The organism is Streptomyces sp. Q6 (assembly GCF_036967205.1).
Lineage (GTDB): Bacteria > Actinomycetota > Actinomycetes > Streptomycetales > Streptomycetaceae > Streptomyces > Streptomyces citrinus.
In genome coordinates this window covers 7,850,092-7,874,063 of record NZ_CP146022.1, presented here as the reverse complement: position 1 = coordinate 7,874,063, position 23,972 = coordinate 7,850,092, and the positions used below count along the sequence as shown (strand labels likewise).

Below are 23,972 nucleotides of genomic sequence, written 5' to 3'. Positions count from 1 at the left end.
GCGCGCCGCCCTGAAACCGGATCCGGCGTCAACTTCGAGGTCCAGTGCGAGGGAGTGCGATGAGCCCGCGGTTCGGCGACTACCAGTTTGAGATCTACCTCGACGGGCTGCGCGGGGTCGTCCCCATGCAGCCGATGGAGTTCGCCGCACTGGAGGAGCGAGCACGGGCGGCGCTGCCCCCGTCCGTCTGGTCGTACGTCGCGGGCGGCGCCGGCGACGAGCACACGCAGCGGGCCAATGTGCGGGCGTTCGAGCGGTACGGGCTGATGCCCCGCATGATGGTCGGCGCCGCCCAGCGGGACCTCTCGGTCGACCTGTTCGGGCTGCGCCTCGACTCTCCCCTGTTCATGGCACCGGTCGGCGTGATCGGCCTGTGCGCGCTCGACGGGCACGGGGACCTGGCGACGGCGCGGGCCGCCGCCCGCACCGGGGTGCCGATGGTGGCGTCGACGCTGTCGGTCGACCCGATGGAGGACGTGGCGGCCGCGTTCGGGGACACCCCCGGCTTCTTCCAGCTGTACACACCGACCGACCGGGACCTCGCCGAGAGCCTGGTGAAGCGGGCGGAGGCGGCGGGCTTCAAGGGCATCGTCGTCACGCTCGACACCTGGGTCACCGGCTGGCGTCCGCGGGATCTGTCGACCGCCAACTTCCCGCAGCTGCGCGGCCATTGCCTGGCCAACTACACGTCGGACCCGCGCTTCCGCGACCTGGCCGCCTCCACCGCACCCGACGACGTCGTACGCACCTGGGCCGGTGTCTTCGGCAACCCGCTCACCTGGGACGACCTGCCGTGGCTGCGTTCGCTGACCGATCTGCCGCTGATCCTGAAGGGCCTGTGCCACCCGGAGGACGTGCGCCGGGCGCGGGACGGCGGCGTGGACGGCGTCTACTGCTCGAACCACGGCGGCCGCCAGGCCAACGGCGGGCTCCCCGCGCTCGACGCGCTGCCGGGTGTCGTCGAGGCGGCGGACGGCCTGCCCGTCCTCTTCGACTCCGGGATCCGCTCGGGAGCGGACGTCGTCAAGGCCCTCGCCCTCGGCGCGACGGCGGTCGGCGTCGGACGCCCGTACGCGTACGGGCTCGCGGTCGGCGGTGAGGACGGCCTCGTCCACGTACTGCGCTCGCTGCTCGCCGAGGCGGATCTGACGATGGCCGTGGACGGCTATCCGACGCTCGCGGATCTGACGCCCGAGTCCCTGGTCACGCTCCCCCGGGCCTGACCGGGGTCAGCTCCGGCCATTTGGCGGTGCGGCCGTCGCCGGACGAGCGGCCTCGCAGCCGACGCACGAGCCACGGCCCCAGGAACGTGCCGACCCAGCGCGCCTCGGCCGCGACCCTCCGCAGCCCCTGCGGCACCGGTGTGTCGGGCGGCGGCAGCGGGCGCGTCCAGCTGTCGTCGCTCCCGGGCAGCCCGAGCGCGTCCGCGAGCGCGGCGGCGATGCGGTCGTGGCCGAGCGGACTGGCGTGCAGCCGGTCGGCGCACCACAGCCGCGGATCGGTGACGACCGGGTGGTCGGCGGTGTCGACGAGGACGACGCCGTGCCGGTGGGCGGCCGCGCGGATCCTGGAGTTGAGGTCGACGACGCGCCGCGCGAGCGGCCGGGCGAGGGGGACGAGCCGGCCGACGTCCGGGAACGTCACGCCCACGACGGTGGCGCCCGCCGTACCGAGTCGGGCGTACATCGCCTCCAGGTGCCCCGCGACGGCGGCGGCGTCGAAGGACGGCCGCATCAGGTCGTTGACACCCGCGACGACGGTGACCAGGTCGGGTTCCAGGGCGAGCGCGGGGCCGAGCTGCTCGGCGTGCACCCCGGCGGCGAGACGGCCGCGCACGGCCACATTGGCGTAGCGCACGTCCGGGTCCACCACCGCGAGACGCTCGGCGAGCCGGTCGGCGAAGCCGCGCAGCCCGGTCGCGTCGTCGCCGTCACCGACCCCCTCGGTCTGGCTGTCGCCGAGGGCGACGTACCGCAGATACCTGCCGCTGTCCGTCATGGCGTTCACCGCTTCGGGGCCGGGAGTGCGTGCGGGGGTTCACAGGCGTGGGCCTTCGCCGAGCGGGCGGCGAAGGCGGTGAGCGCGGCGCGTTCCGCGCTCAGCTCCACAGAGGTCGGCGACCGCTTCTTCGCGGTGCGTTCGTCCAACGAGGACAGCTCGAACAGGGCTGTTCCGTCGGGGCACTCGGCGGTCGTCCAGGTCGAGCCGCGCTCGGAGGTGCGCAGATGCGCGGGCCGGTCGGCCGCCGGAACCTCGTCGTCGTACGACCGCTCGTACTCGGCGTACCGGCGCTGGGCGTACGCCCCGTAGTCGGCGGTCAGGACGGTGCTTTCGGTGCCGGTGCCGGTGAGCCTGCACACCTCGTACGGTGCGCCGTTCCTGGCGGTCTCGGTCGCGCGGGTCAGCGTGCGGGTGCCGGGGACCCCGGCGCACGTTCCGGAGGCGGTACGCAGCGGCTCGTACTCGTCGTCCGCGAGCACCGGAAGGTCCAACGACCTGATGGGGTCGCCGAGTTCGGCTTCGCAGCCGCGTGCCCGAGCGGCCTCGGCGGCCGTGGTGGTGGCGATGCGGGCGTACGCGGGGCGGTTCGCCGGGTCGTCGAGCGTGCCGTCGAGGGTGCTGGTGACGGTGACCGACAGGCTTCTCCCGCCGGTGCAGGGCAGGACGAGGGCGACCCCCGCCTCGACGCTCGCGGCAGGTCCGTCTCCGGGTCGCGCATCGCGGGCACCGGTCCAGAACAGTCCGGACCAACCGTGACCGACGGGCACCGGCAGGACGGAGCTCGTCGCGTGGCCGAAGTAGCCGCCGGTCTCCGAGCCGCCCGCCCGCGTGGTGTCCTCGACGAGGATCTCGGCGCTGCCGTGGACGGCCACCCGGCAGTGGGCCACGCCGCCGCCCCGCTCGTCGACCTCGACCGCGCCCGACCCGAGGACGTCGCGCACGGCGTCCCGGTCGAGGAGTCCGCCGCAGGCCTCGTCGAGCGCGGCGTCGTCCCGCCACCGCTGGAAGTCGCCGTGGAACAGCAGGAATCCGGCGACGAGCACGACGACGGCCAGGGGCGCGCCGATCGCGACGCGCACCGTCCTGGTCACTGCCATTCCTCCACCTCCCCGATCACCGTCGTGTCGTGGCAGTGCCGCAGCCGGGGCCAGGCGGCGGGGTCGTCGAGGTAGGCGTCGAGCACCTTCCGTACGGAGGCGGAGAGCGCGGCCCGCCGGGCCTTGCTCACCTCGATGTCGAAGCCGTGGCCGTCGACCTCGAAACCCGCCGTGACGCGGTGGTAGGTGGGTCCCGCCGCGCACCGCGAGCGGGCCCACAGATCGAGGACGGCGTCACCGCCCTCCTGCGGGATGGTCCTGGCGCGCCGGCCGTCCTGGAAGTCGGGGGTGTCGCCCGAACTGCGGTACTGGTCGTACGCGGCGTCGCCGACCGGGCCCGCCCAGCTCGCGGCGGTGATCGCGGTGACGTCCCACTCCTCGGGGGCCTCGGTGTCGGAGTAGGCGGTGCACACGCTCAGCAGGCGCGAGTCCTGGAGGTCGCCGCCCGCCGTCCACCGGCCGGGGAAGCCGGTCCGCGCGCCGAGGCCGCGGCACTTCGGCTGATCGCGCCCCGGCTCGTCGACGGAGGTGACCTTGTAGTCCTCGGTGACGTGGGCCTCGTACGGGTCCACGACCTCGGCGGGCTCCTTCAGCGGGGCACCGCCGCACTTCTGCCGTGCGGTGATCTCGTTCGCGAGGTGCACGGCGGTCCGGAAGTCGGCGGCCGCTCCCGCGTGCGGCAGGTCGACGACGGCGTCGACCTGGAGGAGCCCGGTCGTCCGGACCTGGCCGCGCAGGCCGTTCGGGCACTCGGCGAGGATCCAGGCGCCGCCCTGCTTCCGTGTGCCGCCGGTGAGTCCCGGCGCCTCGCGCTCGGGCCCGTACGCGCCCGGCGCGAGATCCTCCACCTCGACCGGGACGGAGAGGTACGACAGGACCGGCACGGCCGTCACCCGCACCGATCCGTGACCCGGCCACGTGACGGAGCAGTGGGCCGCCGAGCGGCTCCGCTCGTCCGGTTCGAGCTCGGTGCCGTACTGGTCGACGCGTCCGGCGACCGCGTCGGGTATGCGCCCGCGCAGTTCCTCGTACGGCAGCATGCCCGCGCACGCGCGCTTCAACTGGGCCCGGTTCGCGGCGAGATGGCCGCCCTCGTCGCCGCTCGACGCGATGACGGTGGCCACTGCCGCGATGAGCGCCATGGCCAGACCCCCGAGCACGACCGCGCGTCTTCGCGGCACACGACGTCGTTGTGGCACGTCCCCTCCCCCGTTCCCCCGTGGCCCGCCGCCGCGATCCCCGTTCCCCGTGTCGTACGGCTGCGGAACCTATCAGCCGTCTGTCGGACCCTGAGCGAGCAGGTCCGTCGCGGCCTCCCAGCGGAACTCCCCCTCGGCGAAGCGCACGCCCATCCCGCGCAGCCGTCGCAGACTGTCCCGGTAGGCGGGGTGGCGGGCCAACTCCTCGTTCACGCGCGGCAGTACGACGACGGGGACGCCCGCCCCGTACGCCTCGCAGAGCGTCGCCACGGCGAGGGTGTCGGCGATCCCGCCGGCCCATTTGTTGAGCGTGTTGAACGTGGCGGGCGCGACGACGATCGCGTCGGCGGGCGGGAACGGGCGCGGGTCGGCAGGAGTGCGCCACGCCGAGCGCACGACGCGGCCGGTCTGCGTCTGCACGGCGGCCAGGTCGAAGAAGCCGCCCTGCGCGGCGGTCGGCGTCGCGATCACCCCGACCTCCCAGCCGTGGTCCTGCGCGTCGGCGACGAGCTTGCCGACGCCGTCGGCGATCCCGGCCGCGCACACGACGACGTAGAGGAAGGGCTTCGGTGCGGCGGGCTCAGCCATGGGTCACCGCGTCGATCAGGTCGGCGAGGGCGGCCGCGGTCTTCGCGAGGCCGTCGTGGGGGGTGACCGGTTCGTCGAGGTAGACGTCGCGGCGCAGTTCCAGCATGAGGGCGCTGACCCGGGCGTCCTCGCCGTAGTGGCGCAGCGGCACATAGGTGCCGGCGAACGGCGTGTTCAGGCCGCTCTCGCCGAGCGGCGCGAACGCCTCGCGGGCCGCGGTGAGCAGGGCGTCGGGCGTGTGGAAGGGGTCGGTGCCGAGGCAGACCGGCGGGCGGGGGTCCTCGCCGTGGAGTTCGTACGGGAGCGCGCGGCTGGGGTACGAGTGCACGTCGATGATCACGGCACGGCCCGTCGCGGCGATGCGGTCCTCGACGGCCCGTGTCATGGCCTCGGCGTACGGGTCGAAGTACGCGGCGATGAGGTGCGCCTCGTCGGCGGGCGGTTCGGCGCGCAGCGGGGCGCGCCGCGTGGTCCGCGTGTACACGGCACCCATGCCGACGGCCCGCATCTCCTCCCGCTCGTCGGGGAACCGCTCGGGGTCGACGACGAGCCGCGACAGTTCGTTGACGAAACGCCACGGTGTGACGGACGCGGCCCGGGCGGCCTGTTCGGCGATGTCCTGGGTGCGGGCGTCGGTGATGAGGTCCAGTTCCCGCTCCAGCGCGGCGTCGTCGACGACGATGCCGCGGCGGACGGTCGGCGGGATCGTGCGTGCGCCGTGCGGCACGTGGAGCAGTACGGGTGAGTCCGGCCCGCCGGGCAGGAGCCGGTGACCGGGTGGGGCGCTGGGCGTCGTGTCCATGCCCCTACTCTCCCCCGGCCGTCCCACGGGGTGGAACCCGTGGTGTCGGTCCGTGGACCGGCGCTCGGCCCGCCGGGGCGCCGACGGCCGCTCCCGGTGTCGGGGGAATATGCCATGGGCCTCCCCGGTTGACCGCCGTGAAGGAGGCACCACCGATGGAGCAGAAGTACTACACGCACGGGACGGCCGCGGAGCGCTGGGAGCGCGCGCAGATGTTCTTCGACGCGAAGGAGTACGCGACCGCCGCGCGGATCCTCGACGGTCTCGTCGAGGAGGTCCCGGAGCAGGTCGGTCCGCGGCTGCTGCTCGCCCGCTCCTACTACCACTCGGCTCAACTGCGCCGCGCCGAGGCCGAGTTGCTCGCCATCGTCGAGCGCGACCCGGTCGAGCACTACGCCCGGCTGATGCTCGGGCGGACGCTGGAGCGGCAGGGCAGGGGTGCCGAGGCGGCGCCGCATCTGCGGATGGCGGCGGCGTTCGCCGGTGACTTCCCGGAGAGCTGAACAACCCCGACCATCCAGGGTGCGGCCGGTGCGCGAGCCCGGCCGCACCCTTGTGAGCAGCGGCTCGGTTAGCCTTGCGGAACGATGAACCGCACCGAGCAGCCCGCACCGGCCCCCCGTCTGACCACCCCCTGGGGGGAGGTCGGCCTCACCCGCTATCCGGAGGATCCCCGCGATCAGCTGCGCGCGTGGGACGCCGCGGACGCCTATCTCCTCAAGCACCTCGCGGAGTCCGGGATCGAGCTGACCGGCGCGGTCGCGGTCGTCGGCGACCGGTGGGGCGCGCTGGGCACGGCGCTCACGGGGAGCGACGCGTGCGCTCCGACGCTGATCTCCGACTCGCACCTCGGGCAGCGGGCGACGTCCGCGAACCTGGAGCGGAACGAGCGCACGGGCGCCCGGCTCCTCACCACCCAGGACACCCCGCCCGAGCGCGTCGACGTCCTTCTCGTACGGGTCCCGAAGAGCCTGGCCCTCCTGGAGGACGCGCTGCACCGGCTGCGGCCCGCCGTCCACAAGGACACCGTGGTCATCGGCACCGGCATGGTGAAGGAGATCCACACCTCGACGCTGAACCTCTTCGAGCGGATCATCGGTCCGACCCGGACCTCGCTCGCGGAGAAGAAGGCGCGGCTGATCTTCACGACGCCGGACCCGCGGCTGACGCCCGGCCCGAACCCGTGGCCGCACCGCTACGAGCTCCCGGACGACATCGGCGCGCTGGCGGGCCGTACCGTCGTCAATCACGCGGGGGTCTTCTGCGCGGAGCGCCTCGACATCGGCACCCGCTTCTTCCTGCGGCATCTGCCGCACGGCACCGGCGCCACGCGCATCGTCGACCTGGGCTGCGGCAACGGCGTGGTCGGGGCGAGCGCGGCGCTGACCGACCCGGACGCGGAGGTCCTGTTCACGGACGAGTCGTTCCAGGCGGTCGCGTCGGCGGAGGCCACCTACGCGGAGAACCTCGGCGACCGGCCGGGCAAGGCGGTCTTCCGCGTCGGGGACGGGCTCGCGGGGGTCGCGCCGGACAGCGTGGACCTGGTGCTCAACAATCCGCCGTTCCACACCCATCAGACGACGACGGACGCGACGGCCTTCCGCATGTTCACGCAGGCGCGCGAGGCGCTGCGGCCCGGTGGCGAACTGTGGGTGGTCGGCAACCGGCACCTGGGCTACCACCTGAAGCTGCGGCGCCTGTTCGGCAACAGTGAACTGGTCGCGAGCGACCCGAAGTTCGTGGTCCTGGAGGCCGTGAAGCGGGAACCGTCAGAGGGGCCGGGCACACGGCGCCGGTGACGCGGCGGCCGCCGTGAACGCGGCACCGGCCCACACCGCGAGCCCGCGCGGGACGGCGAAACACGACGGACGTCGACATCACGCCCCGGGCGGCCGATGCCCGTTCGCAGGACGGCCTCGGTGTGGGGTGCGATGAGTTCCGGCGGCTCCGCCGGTCTGGCCTTGTGATGGGTCGGATTCGATCGGCCCCGCGTGGGAGGAGTGCGGGACATGGCGGTGGGTGTCTTCGCGGGGATCCCTGTCCGTGACTACAAGAGCGCCGTGGAGTGGTACACCCGGCTGCTCGGCAAGGAGCCGGCGTTCTTTCCCAACGACGTCGAAGCCGTGTGGCGGCTGGCCGAGGACCTGTACGTGTACGTCATCGTGGACGCGGCGCGCGCCGGGGGCGGCGTGGGCATGATCTGGCTGGACGATCCGGCGTCCGAGGTGGAGCGGATCGCGGAGCGCGGACTGCGGCCCGTGGACGTGGAGCGGCACGACAACGTCTGCAAGTGGGTCTTCCACGACGCCGACGGCAACGAGACGGGGATCGGCGGCGAGGTCGCGCCCGCCCCCTGAGTGCGCGGGCGGGGCCGGGACCTTGTCGGAACGAATGGCTCCGGGCGACGATGCCCGGATGAAGGGTGATCTTTTCGCGAGTGAGTTCATGGTCCAGGCCGCCGTGGCGCCGGGCATGTCCGTGCAGAACGCCAAGTCGATCCGGTACGTGATCGACGGCGAGATGCTGGCGCGGCAGGGGGCGATGATCGCCTACCGGGGGAATCTGCAGTTCGAGCGGAAGGGGCAGGGGGTCGGCGGCATGCTGAAGCGTGCCGTCACCGGGGAGGGGCTCGCGCTGATGAAGGTGCGCGGGCAGGGCGAGGCATGGTTCGCGCAGGAGGCGCAGAACGTGTTCGTCGTCGACATCGAGCCCGGCGACGTGTTCACGGTCAACGGCCGCAACGTCCTGTGCTTCGACGCGACACTCTCGTACGACATCAAGACCGTGAAGGGCGCCGGCATCAGCGGCGGCGGTCTGTTCAACTCCGTGTTCACCGGGCACGGCAAGCTGGGTCTGGTCTGCGAGGGCAATCCGCTGGTGCTGCCCGTGTCGCCGCAGCAACCGGTGTACGTGGACACCGACGCGATCGTCGGCTGGACCGCCAACCTCCGTACGTCGCTGCACCGTTCACAGTCGCTCGGCTCGATGATCCGGGGCGGTTCGGGCGAGGCCGTGCAGTTGATGCTGGAGGGCGAGGGGTTCGTCGTCGTACGGCCCAGTGAGGCGACCCCGCAGAAGCCGCAACAGCACTGAGACCCGTCACGTCGTGAAGTTCCGGCGCCGCGTGAGCGGCGCTGGACAAACGGAGCGCCCTGCCTCTATTTGGCGATAGTGAGACAAGACGCCGCACACCCCATCATGATGGGGCCATGGGGGGAACGACGCCTGCGTCCGGTCCGGACCGCCGCGGCACTGAGTGCCGCCCGGCGTCGGCCGACGCTGTCCGACAGCTGCCGCTTCGGCGCCGGTTGAGCTCCGCCGACGCCTCGCCGGTACTGACCGCCGGCGACATACGGTCCAGGAGACCAGGCCCCCGCCCAGGGCGGGCAGCCCGAACCGACCGCTTCAGCACGGTCGTTCGCACAGCCGCGACCCCGGCCCGACCACCACTCACCGTCTGAGTCGGAGCCGATCACGGGCCGGGCCCGTCCGTCCGACGCGGCCGCCCGCCCGTTCACGCATCACGCCGACCGATGCCTCACGTCTATGCCGGGCGCGGGTTCTGCGCGAGCACCGTGCCAGGGGGGATTCCACATGCCAGGGAAAGCGACGTCCGTCATGAAGTCCGGGGCCAAACGGCTCCTGGCACGCACCGGATTCGACATCGTCCGCAGCACCCGCCCGCGGGGCGGGGTCGACGACTTCATCCCGTTCGAGGCGACCATGCGGGCCGCGCGGGCGGCAGGACTGTCGGTCGGCGACTACATCGACGAGGTCATGAACGGCACGCCGGGCGCCACCCGGTCGACCATCGAAGAACTGGGCGCGCTCGGCGTCTTCGCCGCCGACCCGCGCACCGTCCTGGAGATCGGCCCCGGCTCCGGGCGCTATCTGGAGCAGACCCTGAAGGAGTGCTCGCCGAGCCGGTACGAGATCTATGAGACGGCCGCTCCCTGGGCCGACTACCTGGTGGAGACCTTCGGGGTGGTCGCCCGGCCCGTCGCCGGATGGAGTCTCGCCCCGACGCCCGACGCGAGCGTCGACCTCGTACAGGCCCACAAGGTCTTCAACACGCTGACGTTCCTCGGGACGTCCCGCTACTTCTTCGAGATGGCACGCGTGACACGCCCCGGGGGCCGGATCGTCTTCGACGTGATGACGGAGAGCTGTCTGGACCCGGCCGCGGTGCGCGCCTGGGCGACCCGCGGCGGTGACGGGCACGACTCCTATCCGGCCGCCGTGCCCCGCCGGATGTGCGTGGACCTCTTCGCGACGCTCGACTGCGACCTGGAGGCCGGGTTCCTGGCCCCCATGGGTGTCGCCTCGACGGAGGTACTCGTCTTCAGGAAGAGGGACTGAGGCGCCGGGGAGACGGACTCAGGCGTTCAGGAAGAGGGAGTGACGCGCTGTCGTTCGCTGACCGCGATCCGGGCCAGCTTCGTCAGCATCATCCCGTTGCGGACCTTGACCAGGTAGTCCACCGGCAGCCCGTGCATACGGGTGCCGGGGCCGCGCAGCGGGTGCCAGTCGAGGACGAAGAGGGTGTGCTCGCCCCACGGGACGAGCCGCATGGCGACGCGGGCGGCCCCGAACGGGTCCGCCTTCGCCTCCAGCTCCAGCCGACGGCCCGGCTCGCAGATCCGCACGACGCTCTTGTCGTCGAGGGTCAGCGGGCCGATGCCGACCCGGAACGTGATGGTGGAGCCCACCTCGGGCCAGTGGGGGTCCTCGGCGAGCACTTCCTGGTTCCCCGTGACCCACTCCCCGTACCGGTGCCCGTCGGACAGCAGGCGCCAGACCTCGGACGGCGGGCTCAGGATCAGACGGCGGTTGCGGGCCACGGGATCACGCTCCTTCTCAGGACCAGCGTTCAGCCCCGGTACGTCTCCAGCAACCGGAGCCACACCTCGCTGACCGTCGGATACGCCGGGACCGCGTGCCAGAGCCGGTCGATCGGGACCTCGCCGGCGATCGCGATCGTCGCCGAGTGGATGAGCTCGCCGACACCCGGGCCGACGAACGTGACGCCGAGCAGAACCTCCCGGTCGAGGTCGACGATCATGCGGGCGCGGCCGGTGTAGCCGTCGGCGTAGAGGCCGGATCCGGCCACGTTCGCGAGGTCGTAGTCGACGGCGCGGACCCGGCGGCCCGCGGCTTCGGCCTCGGCGAGGGTCAGGCCCGCGCTCGCCGCCTCGGGATCGGTGAAGACGACCTGCGGGACGGCGTCGTGGTCGGCGGTCGCGGCGTGCGCGCCCCAGCGGTCGGTCTCCAGGAGCGGGACGCCGGAGGCGCGCGCGGTGATCGCGGCGCCCGCGATCCGCGCCTGGTACTTGCCCTGGTGGGTGAGGAGCGCCCGGTGGTTGGCGTCGCCGACGGCGTAGAGCCACTGGCTGCCCTGGACCCGCAGCGAGTCGTCGACGGACAGCCAGGAACCCGGCTCCAGGCCCACCGTCTCCAGTCCGATGTCGTCGGTGCGCGGGGCGCGGCCCGTCGCGAAGAGGATCTCGTCGGCGTCGAGCGTCGTGCCGTCGTCGAGGGTCGCGGTGACGGTGCCGCCCTCGCGGACGACGGCCCGCACGGAGACGCCCGTACGGATCTCGGCGCCCGCCTCGCGCAGCGCGTCCGCGACCAGCTCACCGGCGAACGGTTCCATGCGCTCCAGCAGGCCCCCGCCGCGTACGAGGACGGTGACCCGGGAGCCGAGCGCCTGCCAGGCCGTGGCCATCTCGGTGGCGACCACGCCGCCGCCGACCACGATCAGGCGGCCGGGCACATGGTCCGCGCTGGTGGCCTCGCGGCTGGTCCAGGGCTTCACCTCCGCCAGACCCGGCAGGTCGGGCAGGGCGGCGCGCGTGCCCGTGCAGACGGCGACGGCGTGCCGCGCGGTGAGCGTGGTGCGCGTGCCGTCCTCGGCCGTGACGGTCACCGTGCGGGGGCCGTCGAGGCGGCCGTGGCCGCGGTACAGGTCGACGCCGATGGACTCGATCCAGCCGACCTGGCCGTCGTCCTTCCAGTGGGAGGTGTAGTCGTCGCGGTGGGCGAGCACGGCGGCGGCGTCAAGATCGCCCTGCACGGATTGGCGCAGGCCGGGCACCCGGCGGGCGTCGGCGCGGGCGATCACCGGGCGCAGCAGCGCCTTGCTGGGCATACAGGCCCAGTACGAGCACTCGCCGCCGACGAGTTCGCTCTCCACGATCGCGGCGCTCAGGCCGCCCGCCCGTGCCCGGTCCGCGACGTTCTCGCCGACCGGTCCCGCTCCCAGCACTACAACGTCGTACGCGATGGCTTCCGTCATGCGTCCCAGTGTCCCAGTGTGATCGAAGGTGTGCGTGCCGAGCTCTTGGGTACGTGCGCGGAATACGTCCGCCATGCGGACGGTTGTGCACAGCGGCAACGCCCCACGGCTTCGCCCCGAACCCCAGGAAGCAGGAAGAGGGAAACACCATGAGCAGCACCACTGTGGAGCTGACCAAGGAGAACTTCGATCAGCTCGTCACGGAGAACGAGTTCGTGCTGATCGACTTCTGGGCGTCCTGGTGCGGCCCCTGCCGGCAGTTCGCTCCGGTCTACGAGAAGGCCGCCGACGCCAATCCGGACCTGGTCTTCGGCAAGGTCGACACGGAGGCGCAGCCCGAGCTGGCCGCCGCGTTCGGCATCCAGTCCATCCCGACGCTGATGATCGTCCGCGACCAGGTGGCCGTCTTCGCGCAGCCCGGCGCGCTGCCGCAGGAGGCGCTGGACGACGTGATCGGGCAGGCGCGCAAGCTCGACATGGACGAGGTGCGCAAGTCGATCGCGCAGCAGCAGGAGCAGGGCCAGGGCGGTCAGCCCGAGCAGGGCTGACGTCGGTGTACGAACAGGGAGGCGGTCGCCGCGGCGGCCGCCTCGTCGCGTATCGGGACCGGCCGGATCAGGTGGACTCGCGCCGGACGAGGGTCGCCCCCATCACGTCGCGGACCTCCGGCTCGGCCGCCGGGTCGCGGACCAGCCGGTCGACGAGTTCGGCCAGCTCACGGCCGGACGGCAGATCGATACGGACCGTACTGAGGCGGGGCCGCAGCAGCCGCCCCAGCATCAGGTCGTCGGCGCCGATCACGGCGACGTCGCCGGGCACGGCGCAGCCCGCGTCCTGCACGGCGCGCATCAGGAGCATCGCGTACTCGTCGTTGTACGCGAAGACGGCCCCGAGCCCCAACTCGCTGATCCGTGAGGCGACTTGGGCCGCGTCCTCCTCCTCGTAGGCGAGCGGCAGCGGCACCGCGTCCGCGCCCGTTGCGCGTACACCCGCGAGACGGGGCTCGGCGAACGCGTCGAGGCCCTCCTCGCGGGGCATGACGACGCCGATGCGGCGGTGGCCGCGCGCGAGGAGGTGCTCGGCCGCGACCCGGCCGACCTCGCGGTGGTCCATGAGCAGCGCGTGCGCGTCCTCGACGGGGGCGGGGCCCAGCGTGATGACGGCCTTGGCGCCGGACCGCTTGAGCACGGCGATGCCGTCGGGGCCCATGCCGACCGGCGCGAGCACGGCGACGGGACGCAGCTCGGCCCAGGCGCGGGCCGCGTCGTCACCGCCGACCCCGACGCTCCCGTACTGCACCACGGTGTAGTCGAGGCGGCTCAGCGCCCACTGCAATTCGTTGAGGAACCCGCTGTACAGGGGTCCTGCGGGGACCTCGGGGGTGGGCATCAGGACGATGCGGGTGTGTCCGGCGCGCAGGCTGCGGGCGGCGGCGTGCGGGACGTAGCCGAGTTCCTTGGCGGCCTCGTGGACGCGGCGGCGGGTGGGTTCGCTGATGCGGACGGCACTGGTGTTGTTCAGGACGTAGCTGACCGTGGCACGCGAGACACCGGCCAGGCGTGCGACATCCGCGCTGGTCGGCACGGCGCCCCGGGCGGACTGCTTCGCGGGCGCCTTGGGGGCGGACGGCTGCTGGGCGGGCTGCTGCTTCGGTATCTGCACCATGACGTACGGCATCTTTCCAGACGGGGTACGGCAGAAGGCTCCCGGGCGTGCTCCGGGGGGGCGCCGTGGGGCTAACGTGCGTTCACCTGAGGGGAATGGGGGGCTGTCCATGAGGAAGTCAGGGGTCACCGGGACGCCGCTCGGCCTGGCCGACGCGGCACGGGCGCTGGCGGACGGCACGGTGTCGTCGCGCGCGCTGGTCGAGCGGACGTTGGCCGGGATCGAAAGGACGCAGCCGGTCCTGAACGCGTTCCGGCGGGTCCGTGCCGAGGCGGCGCTCGCCGAGGCCGACGCGGCGGACCGGGCGCTCGCGGCGGGCGGGCGGCTGCCGCTGCTCGGCGTGCCGGTGGCGGTGAAGGACGACATGGACGTGGCCGGGGAGCCGACGGCGTTCGGCTGCGCCGGAGAGTTCCCGCCCCGGACCGAGGACGCGGAGGCGGTGCGGCGGCTGCGTGCGGCGGGCGCGATCGTCGTCGGCAAGACGAACACGTGCGAGCTGGGGCAGTGGCCGTTCACCGAGGGGCCCGCCTTCGGTGACACCCGCAATCCATGGGCGCCCGCGCACACCCCGGGCGGCTCGTCCGGTGGTTCCGCCGCGGCCGTCGCCGCGGGCCTGGTCCCGGCGGCGCTCGGCTCCGACGGCGCGGGCAGCGTGCGCATCCCCGCGGCGTGGACGCATCTGGTGGGCATCAAGCCGCAGCGGGGCCGGATCTCGACGTGGCCGTGGGCGGAGGCGTTCCACGGCATCACGGTGAACGGGACGCTGGCCCGCACCGTCGCGGACGCCGCGCTGCTCCTCGACGCGGCGAGCGGCAGCCACCCGGACGATCCGCACCGGCCCGCGCCGGTGCGCGCCGGCGAGGCGGCGCGGCGGGAGCCGGGGCGGCTGCGGATCGCGCTGTCGCTGCGGATGCCGTTCACGGCCACGCCGAAACGGCTCGAACCGGCCGTCAGGTCGCGGGTGGTGGCGCTCGCGGAGCGGCTGGCCGCACTCGGCCACGAGGTGGAGGAGGCGGATCCGCGGTACGGGCAGATCGGCCTCGCGTTCGTGCCGCGCGCGACCGCCGGGATAGCCGAGTGGGTGGACCGGGTGCCCGATCCGGCCCGGCTCGACCCGCGCACCCGTGAGGCCGCCCGGATGGGTCGGCTCCTCGGCGGGGCGCCGCTGCGGGTCGCCAAGCGGGCGGAGGCGGCGCTCCACCACCGGGTCGGGGCGCTCTTCGACCGTTTCGACGTGGTGCTCGCGCCGACGACGGCCGCTCCCCGCCGCGCGTCGGCGATCTGGCGCGGCTCAGCGGCTGGCGCACGGACCGCGCGATGATCGCCGCGTGCCCGTACGCCTGGCCGTGGAACGTGCTCGGCTGGCCGGGGGTGAACGTGCCGGCGGGGCGGGTCGGCGACGGTCTGCCGGTCGGCGCGCAACTCCTCGGGCCCGCCCACAGCGAGCCGCTCCTGATCTCGCTCGCGGCCCAACTGGAGGCGGACCAGCGGTGGTTCGAGCGGTGGCCGGAGGCGTTCTAGCCCCGGGCGAGGGTCTGCCAGAGTTCCGGTTGTTCGAAGTTCAGTGCCCACAGGACGGTGTAGGGCACCTTGTACGTGCGCAGCGCGGGCAGGTGGGCCGCGGTGCCGCGCGCGTCCTGGTACCAGACGGTGTGGAGCGTCTGGCCGTCCTTGTACGTGAAGTGCGGGGTGCGGGAGTCGGGGTCGAGGGCGTAGGGCGCCTTCACCTTGCGGCGCAGCGCCTCGGCGTCCTTCCATGTGACGTGTTTCGCGCGGGACGTGCTGCCGACCGCCCAGTCCCAGCCATAGGCGGGGATCCCCATCTCCAGCTTGGCGCGCGGGACTTCGGCGGTGGCGTGGGCCAGGATCACGTCGTACCACTGCGGCGTGGACACGGGACCGGGCTCACCTTCGGCGTGGTGGAGGTTGTACGCCATGATGCGCATCCGGTCCGCCGCGGCGCCCAGCTTCGCGTAGTCCCAAATGCGGCCCGTGGTACGGGTTTGCGGGGTGACGGTGACGAAGCACTTCTTGTCCAGGGCGTGCAGGCGGTCGCAGAGCCCGGTGACGAACGCGGTGTATCCGTCGCGCACCGTCCGGTACTCCGCTTCCGGGGTCGGCGCGATGGTCTCGTAGTCGAGGTCGATGCCGTCGTAGGCGCGGCTGCGGACGACGGCGAGCAGGGCGTCGATGTGCTCGGCCCGACGGGCCGGGCTGGTCAGGACGGCGGCCAGGGCGCCCGGCTTCATCTGTTCCATGACGGTCGGGACGACCTCGATGCCCTTCGCGTGCAGACCGTCGATGATGCGGCGCTCGCCCGCTCCGGGGTGCCCGTCGACGCGGGTCGCGGACTTCGTCTCGTACCAGAAGGGGCTGATGGTGCGGATCTGCGCGGCGTGCTCCAGCGCGTTGCGGTAGGCGGCCTCCTGGTCCCAGTACGGGAGCCAGGCCGAGACGGTGCGCGGGGGCGGCGGTTCCGAGCGGGCGGGCGCCGCGGTGGTGAGGGCGAGCAGAACGGCCAGGGCGGACAGGGCGATCGGGTGTATTCGTCGTGCCATGTGCCGAGCCTGCGGGTCGTCCGGCGGCCCCGCCGCGCGGATTGGGCCGTCCAGGCTCTAACGTGACCCGCGTGACTGCCTTTGCGGATGACCATGTGTACGACCACCCGGGCCGCGGCGGCGACACCGCCACGGTGGAGGCCGAGCCGCGCCAGGTGGGGAGGGTCCGTACCGAGTACGCGCCGGCGCACGACGGCGACCCCGACCCGGGCGAGATCGTCTGGACGTGGGTGCCGTTCGAGGAGAACGACGGGCGCGGCAAGGACCGGCCGGTGCTCGTCGTCGCCCGCGAGGCGGCCGGCACACTGCTCGCCGTGCAGTTGTCGAGCAAGCGGCACGACCGCGACCGCGAGTGGGTGGCGCTCGGCTCGGGCCCCTGGGACAGGGAAGGACGCGACTCGTGGGTGGACCTGGACCGGGTCCTTCGGGTGCATGAGCGCGGGATGCGGCGCGAGGCGTGCGCCCTGGACCGCGGCCGGTTCAACACGGTGGTGCTGCGGCTGCGGGAGCGCTACGGCTGGAGCTGACCGGCGCCGAGGACCCGGACGAAGGCCTGCCGTGTCGCCGCGTCCTTCGTGCGGTCGAGGACGGCGAAGACGACGTGGTCGAAGTAGCCGCTGAAGCGGCCCGCGAGCAGCGCCCGGAACGCCTCGGCGACCTGGGCGGGGTCGTTGCGGAACACGCCGCAGCCCCAGGCGCCGAGCACGAGCCGCCGGTATCCGTGCGCGGCCGCGACCTCCAGGACGCGCTCGGCGCGGGACGCGAGCACCCCGGGGATCTCGGGGACGCGCTCCGGCGTGCGCTGGGCGATCACCCCGGCGTTCGGCGCGGGTGAGGTCAGGAAGCCGACCTCGTACGGGGTGTCGAGGAGCGCGCCGCGGTCGTCGCGGAACACGGGCACGCCCGGCGCGTGGATGACCCGGTCGGTGTAGAAGACGTCCCGGTCGGCGCGGTGGTGGGCGTAGAACTCCGGGGCCTCGATCAGGCAGGCGTACAGCGCGGAGGACCGGCAGACGGCCTCCTCCTGGGCCTGTGCCCCGTTCAGGAATCCGCCTCCCGGGTTGCGCGCCGAGGCGAAGTTCAGGACGGCGACCGGGTCGGGCCGCTCGCCCGTCAGACGGCGCGCCGCCTCCAGGCTGCTCTCCCCCGTGACCTCGACCGATCCCGCCGCTCCGATCGGCGCGGGCGGTGTCTCCACCGGGTCCGGGCCGTACATCCGCGTGCCCGCACGGGCCCGCGCCACGGCGTCGGCCAGGACCACCGTGCGGCCGTCCCCGGTCGGGTACCCGCCCGCCTCCACGATCCGCCGCGTGCTCTGCGCGATCTCGCGCAGTCGGGCGCTCACGCCCGCTCCCCCGTCGTGCTCATGAACCCATCGTGTGCGCCCGGTGACCGCTCGGGCAACAGAATTTCGCCCTCTTGTGCGATCGGCCGTGACCGTCTTGGGTGGTACGCGGCATTGCCCGGAAGCGGCCCGGACCCGGGTCGAATCGACGGCATGGTCTCCGCCAGGGACCATGGAAGGCACAAGGATCAGGAGGTCTCCGGCATGAGCGAGGGAGACTGTACGAACCTCGGTGAGCTGGTCACCGAGCCGGAGGTGGAAGCCCTCGTACGGGGCATCTGCTTCAAGACGGGGCCGCCCGGCACCGTCGGGGTCGAACTGGAGTGGATCGTCCACGAGCCGCATCGCCCGCGGCTCCCGTTAGCTCCGGAACGGCTCGACGCGGCGTACGTCGCACTGCGCGCCCTGCCCCTGCGCTCGGCGCTCACCGTGGAACCCGGCGGACAGCTGGAGCTGAGTTCGCTCCCGGCCGCCACGCTGACGGAATGCGTCTCGGCCATGCGGGCCGATCTGACCGCCGTCCGCACCGCACTCCGCGACCACGGTCTCGTCCTCTCGGGCCACGGCACCGATCCGTGGCGTCCGCCGAGGCGGGTGCTCAGACAACCCCGCTACGACGCCCTGGAAGCGTCGCTGGACCGCGCCGGTCCGGCCGGCCGCTCCATGATGTGCTCCTCCGCGTCGGTGCAGGTCTGTCTGGACGCGGGCTACGAGGAGCCGGGCCCGCTCGGGCACGGGCGGCGCTGGCTGCTCGCCCATCTGCTCGGCGCCGTCCTGGTCGCCGCGTTCGCCAACTCCCCGATGCTGTCCGGTCGTTCCACGGGCTGGCGCTCCACGCGGCAGTTGCTGTGGGAGCGGATCGACTCCGGGCGTTCGGGTGCGCCGCCGCTCCGCGCCGAGCCCCGTGCCGCCTGGGCGCGGCACGTGCTCGACGCGCCGGTGATGTGCGTGCGCAGCGACGAGGGGCCGTGGCAGGTGCCCGACGGCCTGTCCTTCCGCGAGTGGATCCGAGGCGGCGCGCCGCGCCCGCCGACCCGTTCGGATCTCGACTACCACCTCACGACGCTGTTCCCGCCGGTGCGGCCGCGCGGTCACCTCGAACTCCGCATGATCGACGCGCAGTCGGGCGACGACGGGTGGCTGGTGCCGCTCGCCGTGACCACCGCGCTGTTCGACGATCCGCATGCCGCCGAGACCGCGTACCGGGCCGTCAAGCCGCTCGCGGAACGGGCGGGGCCGCTGCCCGCGCCGCACAACCCGCTGTGGCGGGACGCGGCCCGGATCGGGCTCGCCGACCCGGAGCTGCGGGAGGCGGCGACGGCCTGTTTCACGGCGGCGCTCGACGCGCTGCCCCGGTTCGGCGTGGACGAGGGCGTACGGCGGGCGGTCGCGGACTTCACGCACCGCTACGTGGTGCGCGGCCGCTGCCCCGCCGACGACGCGCTCGATCTGCTGCATCCGACCTCTCAGGGGAGGACCGTCCGCTCATGACGACCGAGGAGAACAACGCTGCCCGCCACGCGGAGCACGTCACCGTGGAGCCGGAGGCGCTCCGGCGGCGCGCGGCGGACGCCCTGGAGGCCGCGCGGCGCCGCACGACCCTGCTCACGAGCTGTGTGGAGGAGCCCGACCTCACCGCGCAGCACTCTCCGTTGATGTCGCCGCTGGTGTGGGATCTGGCGCACATCGGCAACCAGGAGGAGCAGTGGCTGCTGCGGGCGGTCGCGGGCCGGGAGGCGATGCGGCCCGAGATCGACCCGCTGTACGACGCCTTCGAGCACCCGCGCTCGGAGCGTCCGACGCTGCCGCTGCTCGCGCCGCGGGACGCGCGCGGCTACGCGGCCGAGGTCCGCGGCCGGGCCCTGGACATCCTGGACGCGGCGTCGTTCGCGCCGGACGGCGCCGACCGGCTGACCCGTTCGGGGTTCGCGTTCGGCATGATCGCCCAGCACGAACAGCAGCACGACGAGACGATGCTGATCACCCATCAGCTCCGCAAGGGCGGTGCGGCGCTCACCGCTGCGGACCCCGAGCCGCCGGAGTCGCCGTTCCGCGGACCGGCCGAAGTCCTCGTCCCCGGCGGCCCGTTCACGATGGGGACGACCGCCGAGCCGTGGGCGCTCGACAACGAACGCCCCGCGCACGCCCGGCTCGTCCCGCCGTTCCACATCGACACGACACCGGTGACGAACGCCGCGTACATGGAGTTCCTCGCCGACGGCGGCTACCAGGACGAGCGCTGGTGGGCGCCCGAGGGCTGGGCGATGGTCCGCGAGCACGACCTGCGGGCGCCGATGTTCTGGCGGCGCGACGCGGGCCGCTGGCTGCGCAGGCGGTTCGGCGTGACCGAGGTCGTGCCGCCCGAGGAGCCGGTCCTGCACGTCAGCTGGTACGAGGCCGACGCCTACGCCCGCTGGGCCGGGCGCAGGCTGCCGACCGAGGAGGAGTGGGAGAAGGCGGCCCGCTTCGACCCGGCGACGGGCCGGTCCATGCGCTACCCGTGGGGCGACGCCGACCCCACGCCCGACCGGGCCAACCTGGGTCAGCGCCATCTGCGCCCGGCACCGGCCGGCAGCTACCCGCTCGGTGAATCACCTCTCGGTGTACGGCAGTTGATCGGCGATGTGTGGGAGTGGACGTCGAGCGACTTCCTGCCCTACCCGGGGTTCGTGGCGTACCCGTACCGCGAGTACTCGGAGGTGTTCTTCGGTCCCGACCACAAGGTGCTGCGGGGCGGTTCGTTCGCGGTGGACCAGGTGGCGTGCCGGGGCACGTTCCGCAACTGGGACTACCCGATCCGGCGGCAGATCTTCGCCGGTTTCCGCACGGCGCGCGACGCCCATCCCCAGGAGGTGTCCTGATGTGCCGCCATCTGGCCTATCTGGGGCCGGAGTTGCCGCTCGGCGAGGTCGTGGACGCCGCGCCGCACAGCCTGTTCCGGCAGTCCTGGGCGCCGCGCCGACAGCGGCACGGGACGGTCAACGCCGATGGTTTCGGCGTGGGGTGGTACGCGGACGGCGACCCGGTACCGGCCCGCTACCGCCGGGCCGTGCCCATCTGGGGCGACCAGACGTACGCGGACCTGGCCCGGGTGGTCCGCTCGGGCGCGGTCCTGGCCGCCGTGCGCGACGCGACGCTCGCCGGGGCCGACGGGGAGGCGGCCGCCGCCCCTACGCGTCCGGGCCGTGGCTGTTCAGCCACAACGGGGCGGTGCCCGGCTGGCCGCGCTCCCTGGCGTCCCTGACGACGACGCTCCCGGCCACCGATCTGCTGTCGATGGAGGCCCGCTGCGACGCCGCGTTCCTGTGGGCGCTGGTCCTGCACCGGCTGCGCGCGGGCGACGAGGAGGGGCAGGCGCTGGCCGACACCGTTCTCGACGTCGCGGCGGCGGCGCCCGACGCGCGCCTCAACTTCCTGCTGACCAACGGCGAGACGATCGCCGCGACCGCCTGGGGCGACACCCTCTGGTACCTCGCCGAACCCGGCCGCCGCACCGTCGTCGCCTCCGAACCGTACGACGACGATCCGCACTGGACCGAGGTGCCCGACCGCACGCTGCTCGCGGCGAGCCGCACCGACGTCCTGCTGACCCCGCTCAAGGAGCCGTCCGCGTGAGCACCTTCGATCTGACCCGCACGCTGCCCGAGGACGCCACGGACGCCGCGCTGCGCGCCGATGTCCTGCACGGCCTGACCCGTTCACCCAAGACCCTGCCGCCGAAGTGGTTCTACGACGCGCGCGGCAGCGAACTGTTCGACGAGATCACCACGCTGCCCGAGTACTACCCCACCCGGGCCGAGCGCGAGATCCTCATCGCGCGGGCCCCCGAGATCGCGGCGGCGACGGGGGCGCGGACCCTGGTCGAGCTGGGTTCGGGCTCCTCCGACAAGACCCGCCATCTCCTCGACGCCTTCGCCGCGTTGACGACGTACGTCCCTGTGGACGTGAGCGAGAGCGCGCTGCGCGGGGCGGCGCGGACGCTGCTCGCCGAGCGTCCCACGCTCGCCGTCCACGCCCTCGTCGCCGACTTCACGGCCGCCCTCGCGCTGCCCGCGACGCCGGGGCCGCGCCTGGTGGCGTTCCTCGGCGGCACGATCGGCAACCTGCTGCCCGTCGAACGCGCGGCGTTCCTGGCGTCCGTACGGGCCCTGCTCTCGCCCGGCGACTTCTTCCTGCTCGGCACCGATCTGGTGAAGGACGAGGCGACGCTGGTCGCGGCCTACGACGACGCGGCCGGTGTCACGGCGGCCTTCGACAAGAACGTCCTGTCCGTCGTCAACCGTGAACTCGGCGCCGACTTCGACCTCGACGCGTTCGACCACGTGGCCCGGTGGAACGCGTCGCAGGAGTGGATCGAGATGCGGCTGCGCTCGTCCGCCGCGCAGACGGTGAAGATCCCGGCCCTCGACCTGGCGGTCGACTTCACGGCGGGCGAGGAGCTGCGCACGGAGGTGTCGGCGAAGTTCCGCCGCGACGGCGTGCGCGACGAACTCGCCCTGGCGGGGCTCGACCTGGCGCACTGGTGGACGGACGAGGCGGGGAGGTTCGCGCTCTCGCTCAGTACGGCGGCCTGAAGGGCCTGAGGGAGCGCGCGGGGCGGGGCGTCACTCGCCGCTCTCGTCGAGGCGCCGGGTGATCTCCCGGGACGCCTTCTTCGCCTCCGTGGCCGGGTCGGCGCCCAGCAGGACCCGGCTCATGTAGGCCTTGATCGGATTGTCGGCGGCCTCCACCGTGGCCCACAGGGGCGAGGCGGGGGTCGCCTTGCCGTGGGCGGCGCCCTCGGCCATGGCGGCGACGCCGGGTTCGGTGGCCACGGCTCCGGCGAGGGTCGTCTTGTTCGGCACGTAGTTCATGGTCCTGGCCAGGTCCGTGTTCCACTTCTTCCCCGCCAGTGCCTTGACGACGGCGATCGCGCCGGACTGGTCGTCGGTGTTGGCGGGGATCACCAGGTCCGAGCCGCCGGTGAACACGGAGCCGAGCCGCCCGGCCGTCTTTCCGGGGATCGGGAAGTAGCCCAGCTTGCCCTTCAGGTCCGGGTTCTTCTCGATGATGCGCTGGGCCGCGCCGGGCACCGAGATGATCTGGCCGATGTGCCCCTCGGCGAACTGGTCGGCCTGTGAGGGGTGTTCCTCGTCGGCGTTCTTCGGCCCGGCACCGAGCGCCTGCAACCGCCCGTAGAACTCCATGCCACGCAGCGCGGCGGGGGTGTCGAGGGCGCCGGTGAAGATGCCGGACGACTCGTGGGCCAGTTCGCCGCCCTCGTCCCAGATGAAGCCGGAGAGCGTGTACCAGTCCTGGCCCGCGAGGTAGATGCCCTGGTCGGTGCCGGTGTCCAGGCGGCGCGTCAGGTCGAGCCACTCCTCGCGGGTGGTGGGCGGCTTCTTGATGCCGGCCCGCTCGAAGAGTTCCTTGTTGTAGATGACGACGCGGTTGGCCGCGTACCAGGGGATGCCGAACTGCCGGGAGCCGTCGCTGCCGGGTTCGGCGAGGCCGGGCAGCCAGCGCTCCATGCCGAGGTCGCGCGCGGACTCCAGGGACAGGTCGACGAGCCGGTCGTCCTGCATGTACTGCGGGACCTGCGTGTTGCCGACCTCGATGACATCGGGGGCGCCGTCCTTGCCGCCGTCGCCCGTGAGGGCCTTGGCGACCTTCGAGCCGATCCCGGTCCACTCCTGGATGCGGATGTCCAGGTCGACGTCGGCGTGCTCCGCCTCGAACCGTTCGGTGAACCGGTCGAGGAAGGCGTCGGAGGCGCTGTTGCTCATCAGCCACACGGTGACGGTCCGCCGCGCGGGTTCGCTTCCCGGCAGGGCTCCGCAGCCGGTGAGCAGCGTGCCGGTCACGACGGCGAGGGAGACGAGGGGCAGCACGGAACGGCGGGATCTCACGGGGGGTCACTTTCTGCCTGCGGACAGGGAAGGGCGGCCCGACGTGGGGGACGAGCGACGGCTCGTACGGGTGTGCTGGGATTTTGGTATGGACCAACGGACCGGTCAAGGGCTATCCGGAATTCAACCGGAGCCCGACGCTCCTCGGCCCGGCCCCGACCGGCGCTCTCCCGCCGCCGGAAGACCCGGCGCCCGGCGGCACCCCACGGACGGCGGGCACCACGGCCCGCCCGGTGTCCCCCTCGCGCTCCGCGCCGCCCTGGGGCACGGTGGAAGCATGTCGAATCACACGTATCGCGTCACCGAGATCGTCGGAACCTCGCACGAGGGCGTCGACCAGGCGATCCGCAACGGCATCGCGCGCGCCTCGCAGACCCTGCGCCAGCTGGACTGGTTCGAGGTCACCCAGGTACGGGGGCAGATCGTCGACGGCCAGGTCGAGCACTACCAGGTGGGCCTGAAGGTCGGCTTCCGCCTGGAGGACGAGGCCGCCGACGAGGGCTGAGAGGGGAGCCGGGACCGGCGCCGAGGGAC

At 73.1% G+C, this 23,972-nt stretch carries 23 protein-coding genes and 2 pseudogenes; 14 read left to right on the top strand and 11 right to left on the bottom strand.

Annotated elements, in window-relative coordinates; all coding sequences use genetic code 11:
* Nucleotides 1-59: 59 nt before the first annotated feature.
* Nucleotides 60-1,223, top strand: a complete 1,164-nt coding sequence (locus V2W30_RS36100) for an alpha-hydroxy-acid oxidizing protein (protein ID WP_338702811.1) — start codon at nucleotides 60-62, stop codon at nucleotides 1,221-1,223.
* Here V2W30_RS36100 and V2W30_RS36095 read toward each other — a convergent pair.
* The 5 genes from V2W30_RS36095 to V2W30_RS36075 form a co-directional block, all read right to left on the bottom strand.
* The gene (locus tag V2W30_RS36095) at nucleotides 1,204-1,998 is read right to left on the bottom strand and encodes an SGNH/GDSL hydrolase family protein (protein ID WP_338702810.1); all 795 of its coding nucleotides are present in this window, start codon (nucleotides 1,996-1,998) and stop codon (nucleotides 1,204-1,206) included. The two genes, V2W30_RS36100 and V2W30_RS36095, sit on opposite strands and share 20 nt — an antisense overlap.
* A 5-nt stretch (nucleotides 1,999-2,003) precedes the next feature.
* Nucleotides 2,004-3,098, bottom strand: coding sequence for a hypothetical protein (locus V2W30_RS36090; protein WP_338702809.1), 1,095 nt, complete (start codon nucleotides 3,096-3,098; stop codon nucleotides 2,004-2,006).
* Complete coding sequence (locus V2W30_RS36085) at nucleotides 3,089-4,279, bottom strand: hypothetical protein (protein ID WP_338702808.1); 1,191 nt, start codon at nucleotides 4,277-4,279, stop codon at nucleotides 3,089-3,091. The genes V2W30_RS36090 and V2W30_RS36085 overlap by 10 nt, the downstream gene beginning before the upstream one ends.
* Before the next feature lie 90 nt (nucleotides 4,280-4,369).
* Nucleotides 4,370-4,885, bottom strand: coding sequence for a flavoprotein (locus V2W30_RS36080; protein WP_338702807.1), 516 nt, complete (start codon nucleotides 4,883-4,885; stop codon nucleotides 4,370-4,372).
* On the bottom strand, nucleotides 4,878-5,687 hold the full coding sequence (locus tag V2W30_RS36075; RefSeq protein ID WP_338702806.1) for an N-formylglutamate amidohydrolase: 810 nt from the start codon (nucleotides 5,685-5,687) through the stop codon (nucleotides 4,878-4,880). Before V2W30_RS36075 ends, V2W30_RS36080 begins: the two co-directional genes overlap by 8 nt.
* Nucleotides 5,688-5,842: 155 nt before the next feature.
* On the opposite strand from V2W30_RS36075, the gene V2W30_RS36070 reads away from it, so the two are divergent.
* The 5 genes from V2W30_RS36070 to V2W30_RS36050 all read left to right on the top strand — a co-directional run bounded on the left by V2W30_RS36070 (nucleotide 5,843) and on the right by V2W30_RS36050 (nucleotide 10,046).
* Entirely contained in the window at nucleotides 5,843-6,190 is a 348-nt protein-coding gene (locus V2W30_RS36070) for a tetratricopeptide repeat protein (protein WP_338702805.1), read from the top strand.
* Between the two features lie 120 nt (nucleotides 6,191-6,310).
* Nucleotides 6,311-7,486: a methyltransferase gene (locus V2W30_RS36065; RefSeq protein WP_338703892.1), complete on the top strand. Its 1,176-nt coding sequence runs from the start codon at nucleotides 6,311-6,313 to the stop codon at nucleotides 7,484-7,486.
* 210 nt (nucleotides 7,487-7,696) lie between these two features.
* Complete coding sequence (locus V2W30_RS36060; protein ID WP_338702804.1) at nucleotides 7,697-8,044, top strand: VOC family protein; 348 nt, start codon at nucleotides 7,697-7,699, stop codon at nucleotides 8,042-8,044.
* 58 nt (nucleotides 8,045-8,102) lie between these two features.
* A complete protein-coding gene (locus V2W30_RS36055; RefSeq protein WP_338702803.1) occupies nucleotides 8,103-8,780 on the top strand; it encodes an AIM24 family protein in 678 nt (225 codons plus the stop codon).
* Nucleotides 8,781-9,281: 501 nt separating this feature from the next.
* Entirely contained in the window at nucleotides 9,282-10,046 is a 765-nt protein-coding gene (locus V2W30_RS36050; RefSeq protein WP_338702802.1) for a class I SAM-dependent methyltransferase, read from the top strand.
* A 26-nt stretch (nucleotides 10,047-10,072) separates the two neighbouring features.
* On the opposite strand, the gene V2W30_RS36045 is transcribed toward V2W30_RS36050, so the two are convergent.
* Both V2W30_RS36045 and V2W30_RS36040 read right to left on the bottom strand, forming a co-directional pair.
* On the bottom strand, nucleotides 10,073-10,528 hold the full coding sequence (locus tag V2W30_RS36045; protein ID WP_338702801.1) for an SRPBCC family protein: 456 nt from the start codon (nucleotides 10,526-10,528) through the stop codon (nucleotides 10,073-10,075).
* Nucleotides 10,529-10,557: 29 nt separating this feature from the next.
* The gene (locus V2W30_RS36040) at nucleotides 10,558-11,982 is read right to left on the bottom strand and encodes an NAD(P)/FAD-dependent oxidoreductase (RefSeq protein ID WP_338702800.1); all 1,425 of its coding nucleotides are present in this window, start codon (nucleotides 11,980-11,982) and stop codon (nucleotides 10,558-10,560) included.
* A gap of 149 nt (nucleotides 11,983-12,131) precedes the next feature.
* Here V2W30_RS36040 and trxA point away from each other — a divergent pair, with 149 nt between their 5' ends.
* On the top strand, nucleotides 12,132-12,530 hold the full coding sequence (gene trxA, locus V2W30_RS36035) for a thioredoxin (RefSeq protein WP_338702799.1): 399 nt from the start codon (nucleotides 12,132-12,134) through the stop codon (nucleotides 12,528-12,530).
* Between the two features lie 67 nt (nucleotides 12,531-12,597).
* Here the strand turns inward: trxA and V2W30_RS36030 are convergent, their stop codons facing one another.
* Complete coding sequence (locus V2W30_RS36030) at nucleotides 12,598-13,647, bottom strand: LacI family DNA-binding transcriptional regulator (RefSeq protein WP_338702798.1); 1,050 nt, start codon at nucleotides 13,645-13,647, stop codon at nucleotides 12,598-12,600.
* A gap of 109 nt (nucleotides 13,648-13,756) precedes the next feature.
* Between V2W30_RS36030 and V2W30_RS36025 the strand changes: the two are divergent.
* Nucleotides 13,757-15,168: pseudogene (locus V2W30_RS36025) on the top strand (amidase).
* On the opposite strand, the gene V2W30_RS36020 reads toward V2W30_RS36025, so the two are convergent.
* Nucleotides 15,165-16,205: a glycosyl hydrolase family 18 protein gene (locus V2W30_RS36020; RefSeq protein WP_338702797.1), complete on the bottom strand. Its 1,041-nt coding sequence runs from the start codon at nucleotides 16,203-16,205 to the stop codon at nucleotides 15,165-15,167. The pseudogene V2W30_RS36025 and the gene V2W30_RS36020 sit on opposite strands and share 4 nt — an antisense overlap.
* 71 nt (nucleotides 16,206-16,276) lie before the next feature.
* Between V2W30_RS36020 and V2W30_RS36015 the strand changes: the two genes are divergently transcribed.
* Entirely contained in the window at nucleotides 16,277-16,732 is a 456-nt protein-coding gene (locus tag V2W30_RS36015; protein ID WP_338702796.1) for a type II toxin-antitoxin system PemK/MazF family toxin, read from the top strand.
* Here V2W30_RS36015 and V2W30_RS36010 read toward each other — a convergent pair.
* Nucleotides 16,717-17,550, bottom strand: coding sequence for a TIGR02452 family protein (locus V2W30_RS36010; RefSeq protein WP_338702795.1), 834 nt, complete (start codon nucleotides 17,548-17,550; stop codon nucleotides 16,717-16,719). The two genes, V2W30_RS36015 and V2W30_RS36010, sit on opposite strands and share 16 nt — an antisense overlap.
* A gap of 204 nt (nucleotides 17,551-17,754) precedes the next feature.
* Here V2W30_RS36010 and egtA point away from each other — a divergent pair, with 204 nt between their 5' ends.
* The 4 genes and pseudogenes from egtA (at nucleotide 17,755) to egtD (ending at nucleotide 22,124) form a co-directional block, all read left to right on the top strand.
* Nucleotides 17,755-19,041, top strand: coding sequence for an ergothioneine biosynthesis glutamate--cysteine ligase EgtA (gene egtA, locus V2W30_RS36005; protein WP_338702794.1), 1,287 nt, complete (start codon nucleotides 17,755-17,757; stop codon nucleotides 19,039-19,041).
* Nucleotides 19,038-20,411 (top strand): ergothioneine biosynthesis protein EgtB, encoded by a 1,374-nt coding sequence (egtB, locus tag V2W30_RS36000; RefSeq protein ID WP_338702793.1) that lies wholly within the window; start codon nucleotides 19,038-19,040, stop codon nucleotides 20,409-20,411. The genes egtA and egtB overlap by 4 nt, the downstream gene beginning before the upstream one ends.
* A pseudogene (gene egtC / locus V2W30_RS35995) lies at nucleotides 20,411-21,165 on the top strand (ergothioneine biosynthesis protein EgtC). Before egtB ends, egtC begins: the two are co-directional and overlap by 1 nt.
* Nucleotides 21,162-22,124 carry an L-histidine N(alpha)-methyltransferase gene (egtD, locus tag V2W30_RS35990; RefSeq protein WP_338702792.1) on the top strand — a complete coding sequence of 321 codons (963 nt, stop codon included), beginning with the start codon at nucleotides 21,162-21,164 and terminating at the stop codon, nucleotides 22,122-22,124. The pseudogene egtC and the gene egtD overlap by 4 nt, the downstream one beginning before the upstream one ends.
* 30 nt (nucleotides 22,125-22,154) lie before the next feature.
* Here the strand turns inward: egtD and V2W30_RS35985 are convergent, their stop codons facing one another.
* Complete coding sequence (locus V2W30_RS35985; protein ID WP_338702791.1) at nucleotides 22,155-23,438, bottom strand: extracellular solute-binding protein; 1,284 nt, start codon at nucleotides 23,436-23,438, stop codon at nucleotides 22,155-22,157.
* Nucleotides 23,439-23,715: 277 nt separating this feature from the next.
* Between V2W30_RS35985 and V2W30_RS35980 the strand changes: the two genes are divergently transcribed.
* Nucleotides 23,716-23,943, top strand: a complete 228-nt coding sequence (locus V2W30_RS35980; RefSeq protein ID WP_338702790.1) for a dodecin — start codon at nucleotides 23,716-23,718, stop codon at nucleotides 23,941-23,943.
* The last annotated feature ends 29 nt before the right edge of the window (nucleotides 23,944-23,972 follow it).

Bases quoted from the DNA above. Each gene is read 5' to 3' on its own strand.
- V2W30_RS36100 (WP_338702811.1), top strand. From the start codon at position 60: ATGAGCCCGCGGTTCGGCGACTACCAGTTTGAGATCTACCTCGACGGG.
- V2W30_RS36095 (WP_338702810.1), bottom strand. From the start codon at position 1,998: ATGACGGACAGCGGCAGGTATCTGCGGTACGTCGCCCTCGGCGACAGC.
- V2W30_RS36090 (WP_338702809.1), bottom strand. From the start codon at position 3,098: ATGGCAGTGACCAGGACGGTGCGCGTCGCGATCGGCGCGCCCCTGGCC.
- V2W30_RS36080 (WP_338702807.1), bottom strand. From the start codon at position 4,885: ATGGCTGAGCCCGCCGCACCGAAGCCCTTCCTCTACGTCGTCGTGTGC.
- V2W30_RS36075 (WP_338702806.1), bottom strand. From the start codon at position 5,687: ATGGACACGACGCCCAGCGCCCCACCCGGTCACCGGCTCCTGCCCGGC.
- V2W30_RS36070 (WP_338702805.1), top strand. From the start codon at position 5,843: ATGGAGCAGAAGTACTACACGCACGGGACGGCCGCGGAGCGCTGGGAG.
- V2W30_RS36060 (WP_338702804.1), top strand. From the start codon at position 7,697: ATGGCGGTGGGTGTCTTCGCGGGGATCCCTGTCCGTGACTACAAGAGC.
- V2W30_RS36055 (WP_338702803.1), top strand. From the start codon at position 8,103: ATGAAGGGTGATCTTTTCGCGAGTGAGTTCATGGTCCAGGCCGCCGTG.
- V2W30_RS36050 (WP_338702802.1), top strand. From the start codon at position 9,282: ATGCCAGGGAAAGCGACGTCCGTCATGAAGTCCGGGGCCAAACGGCTC.
- V2W30_RS36040 (WP_338702800.1), bottom strand. From the start codon at position 11,982: ATGACGGAAGCCATCGCGTACGACGTTGTAGTGCTGGGAGCGGGACCG.
- trxA (WP_338702799.1), top strand. From the start codon at position 12,132: ATGAGCAGCACCACTGTGGAGCTGACCAAGGAGAACTTCGATCAGCTC.
- V2W30_RS36030 (WP_338702798.1), bottom strand. From the start codon at position 13,647: ATGGTGCAGATACCGAAGCAGCAGCCCGCCCAGCAGCCGTCCGCCCCC.
- V2W30_RS36020 (WP_338702797.1), bottom strand. From the start codon at position 16,205: ATGGCACGACGAATACACCCGATCGCCCTGTCCGCCCTGGCCGTTCTG.
- egtA (WP_338702794.1), top strand. From the start codon at position 17,755: ATGAGCGAGGGAGACTGTACGAACCTCGGTGAGCTGGTCACCGAGCCG.
- egtB (WP_338702793.1), top strand. From the start codon at position 19,038: ATGACGACCGAGGAGAACAACGCTGCCCGCCACGCGGAGCACGTCACC.
- V2W30_RS35980 (WP_338702790.1), top strand. From the start codon at position 23,716: ATGTCGAATCACACGTATCGCGTCACCGAGATCGTCGGAACCTCGCAC.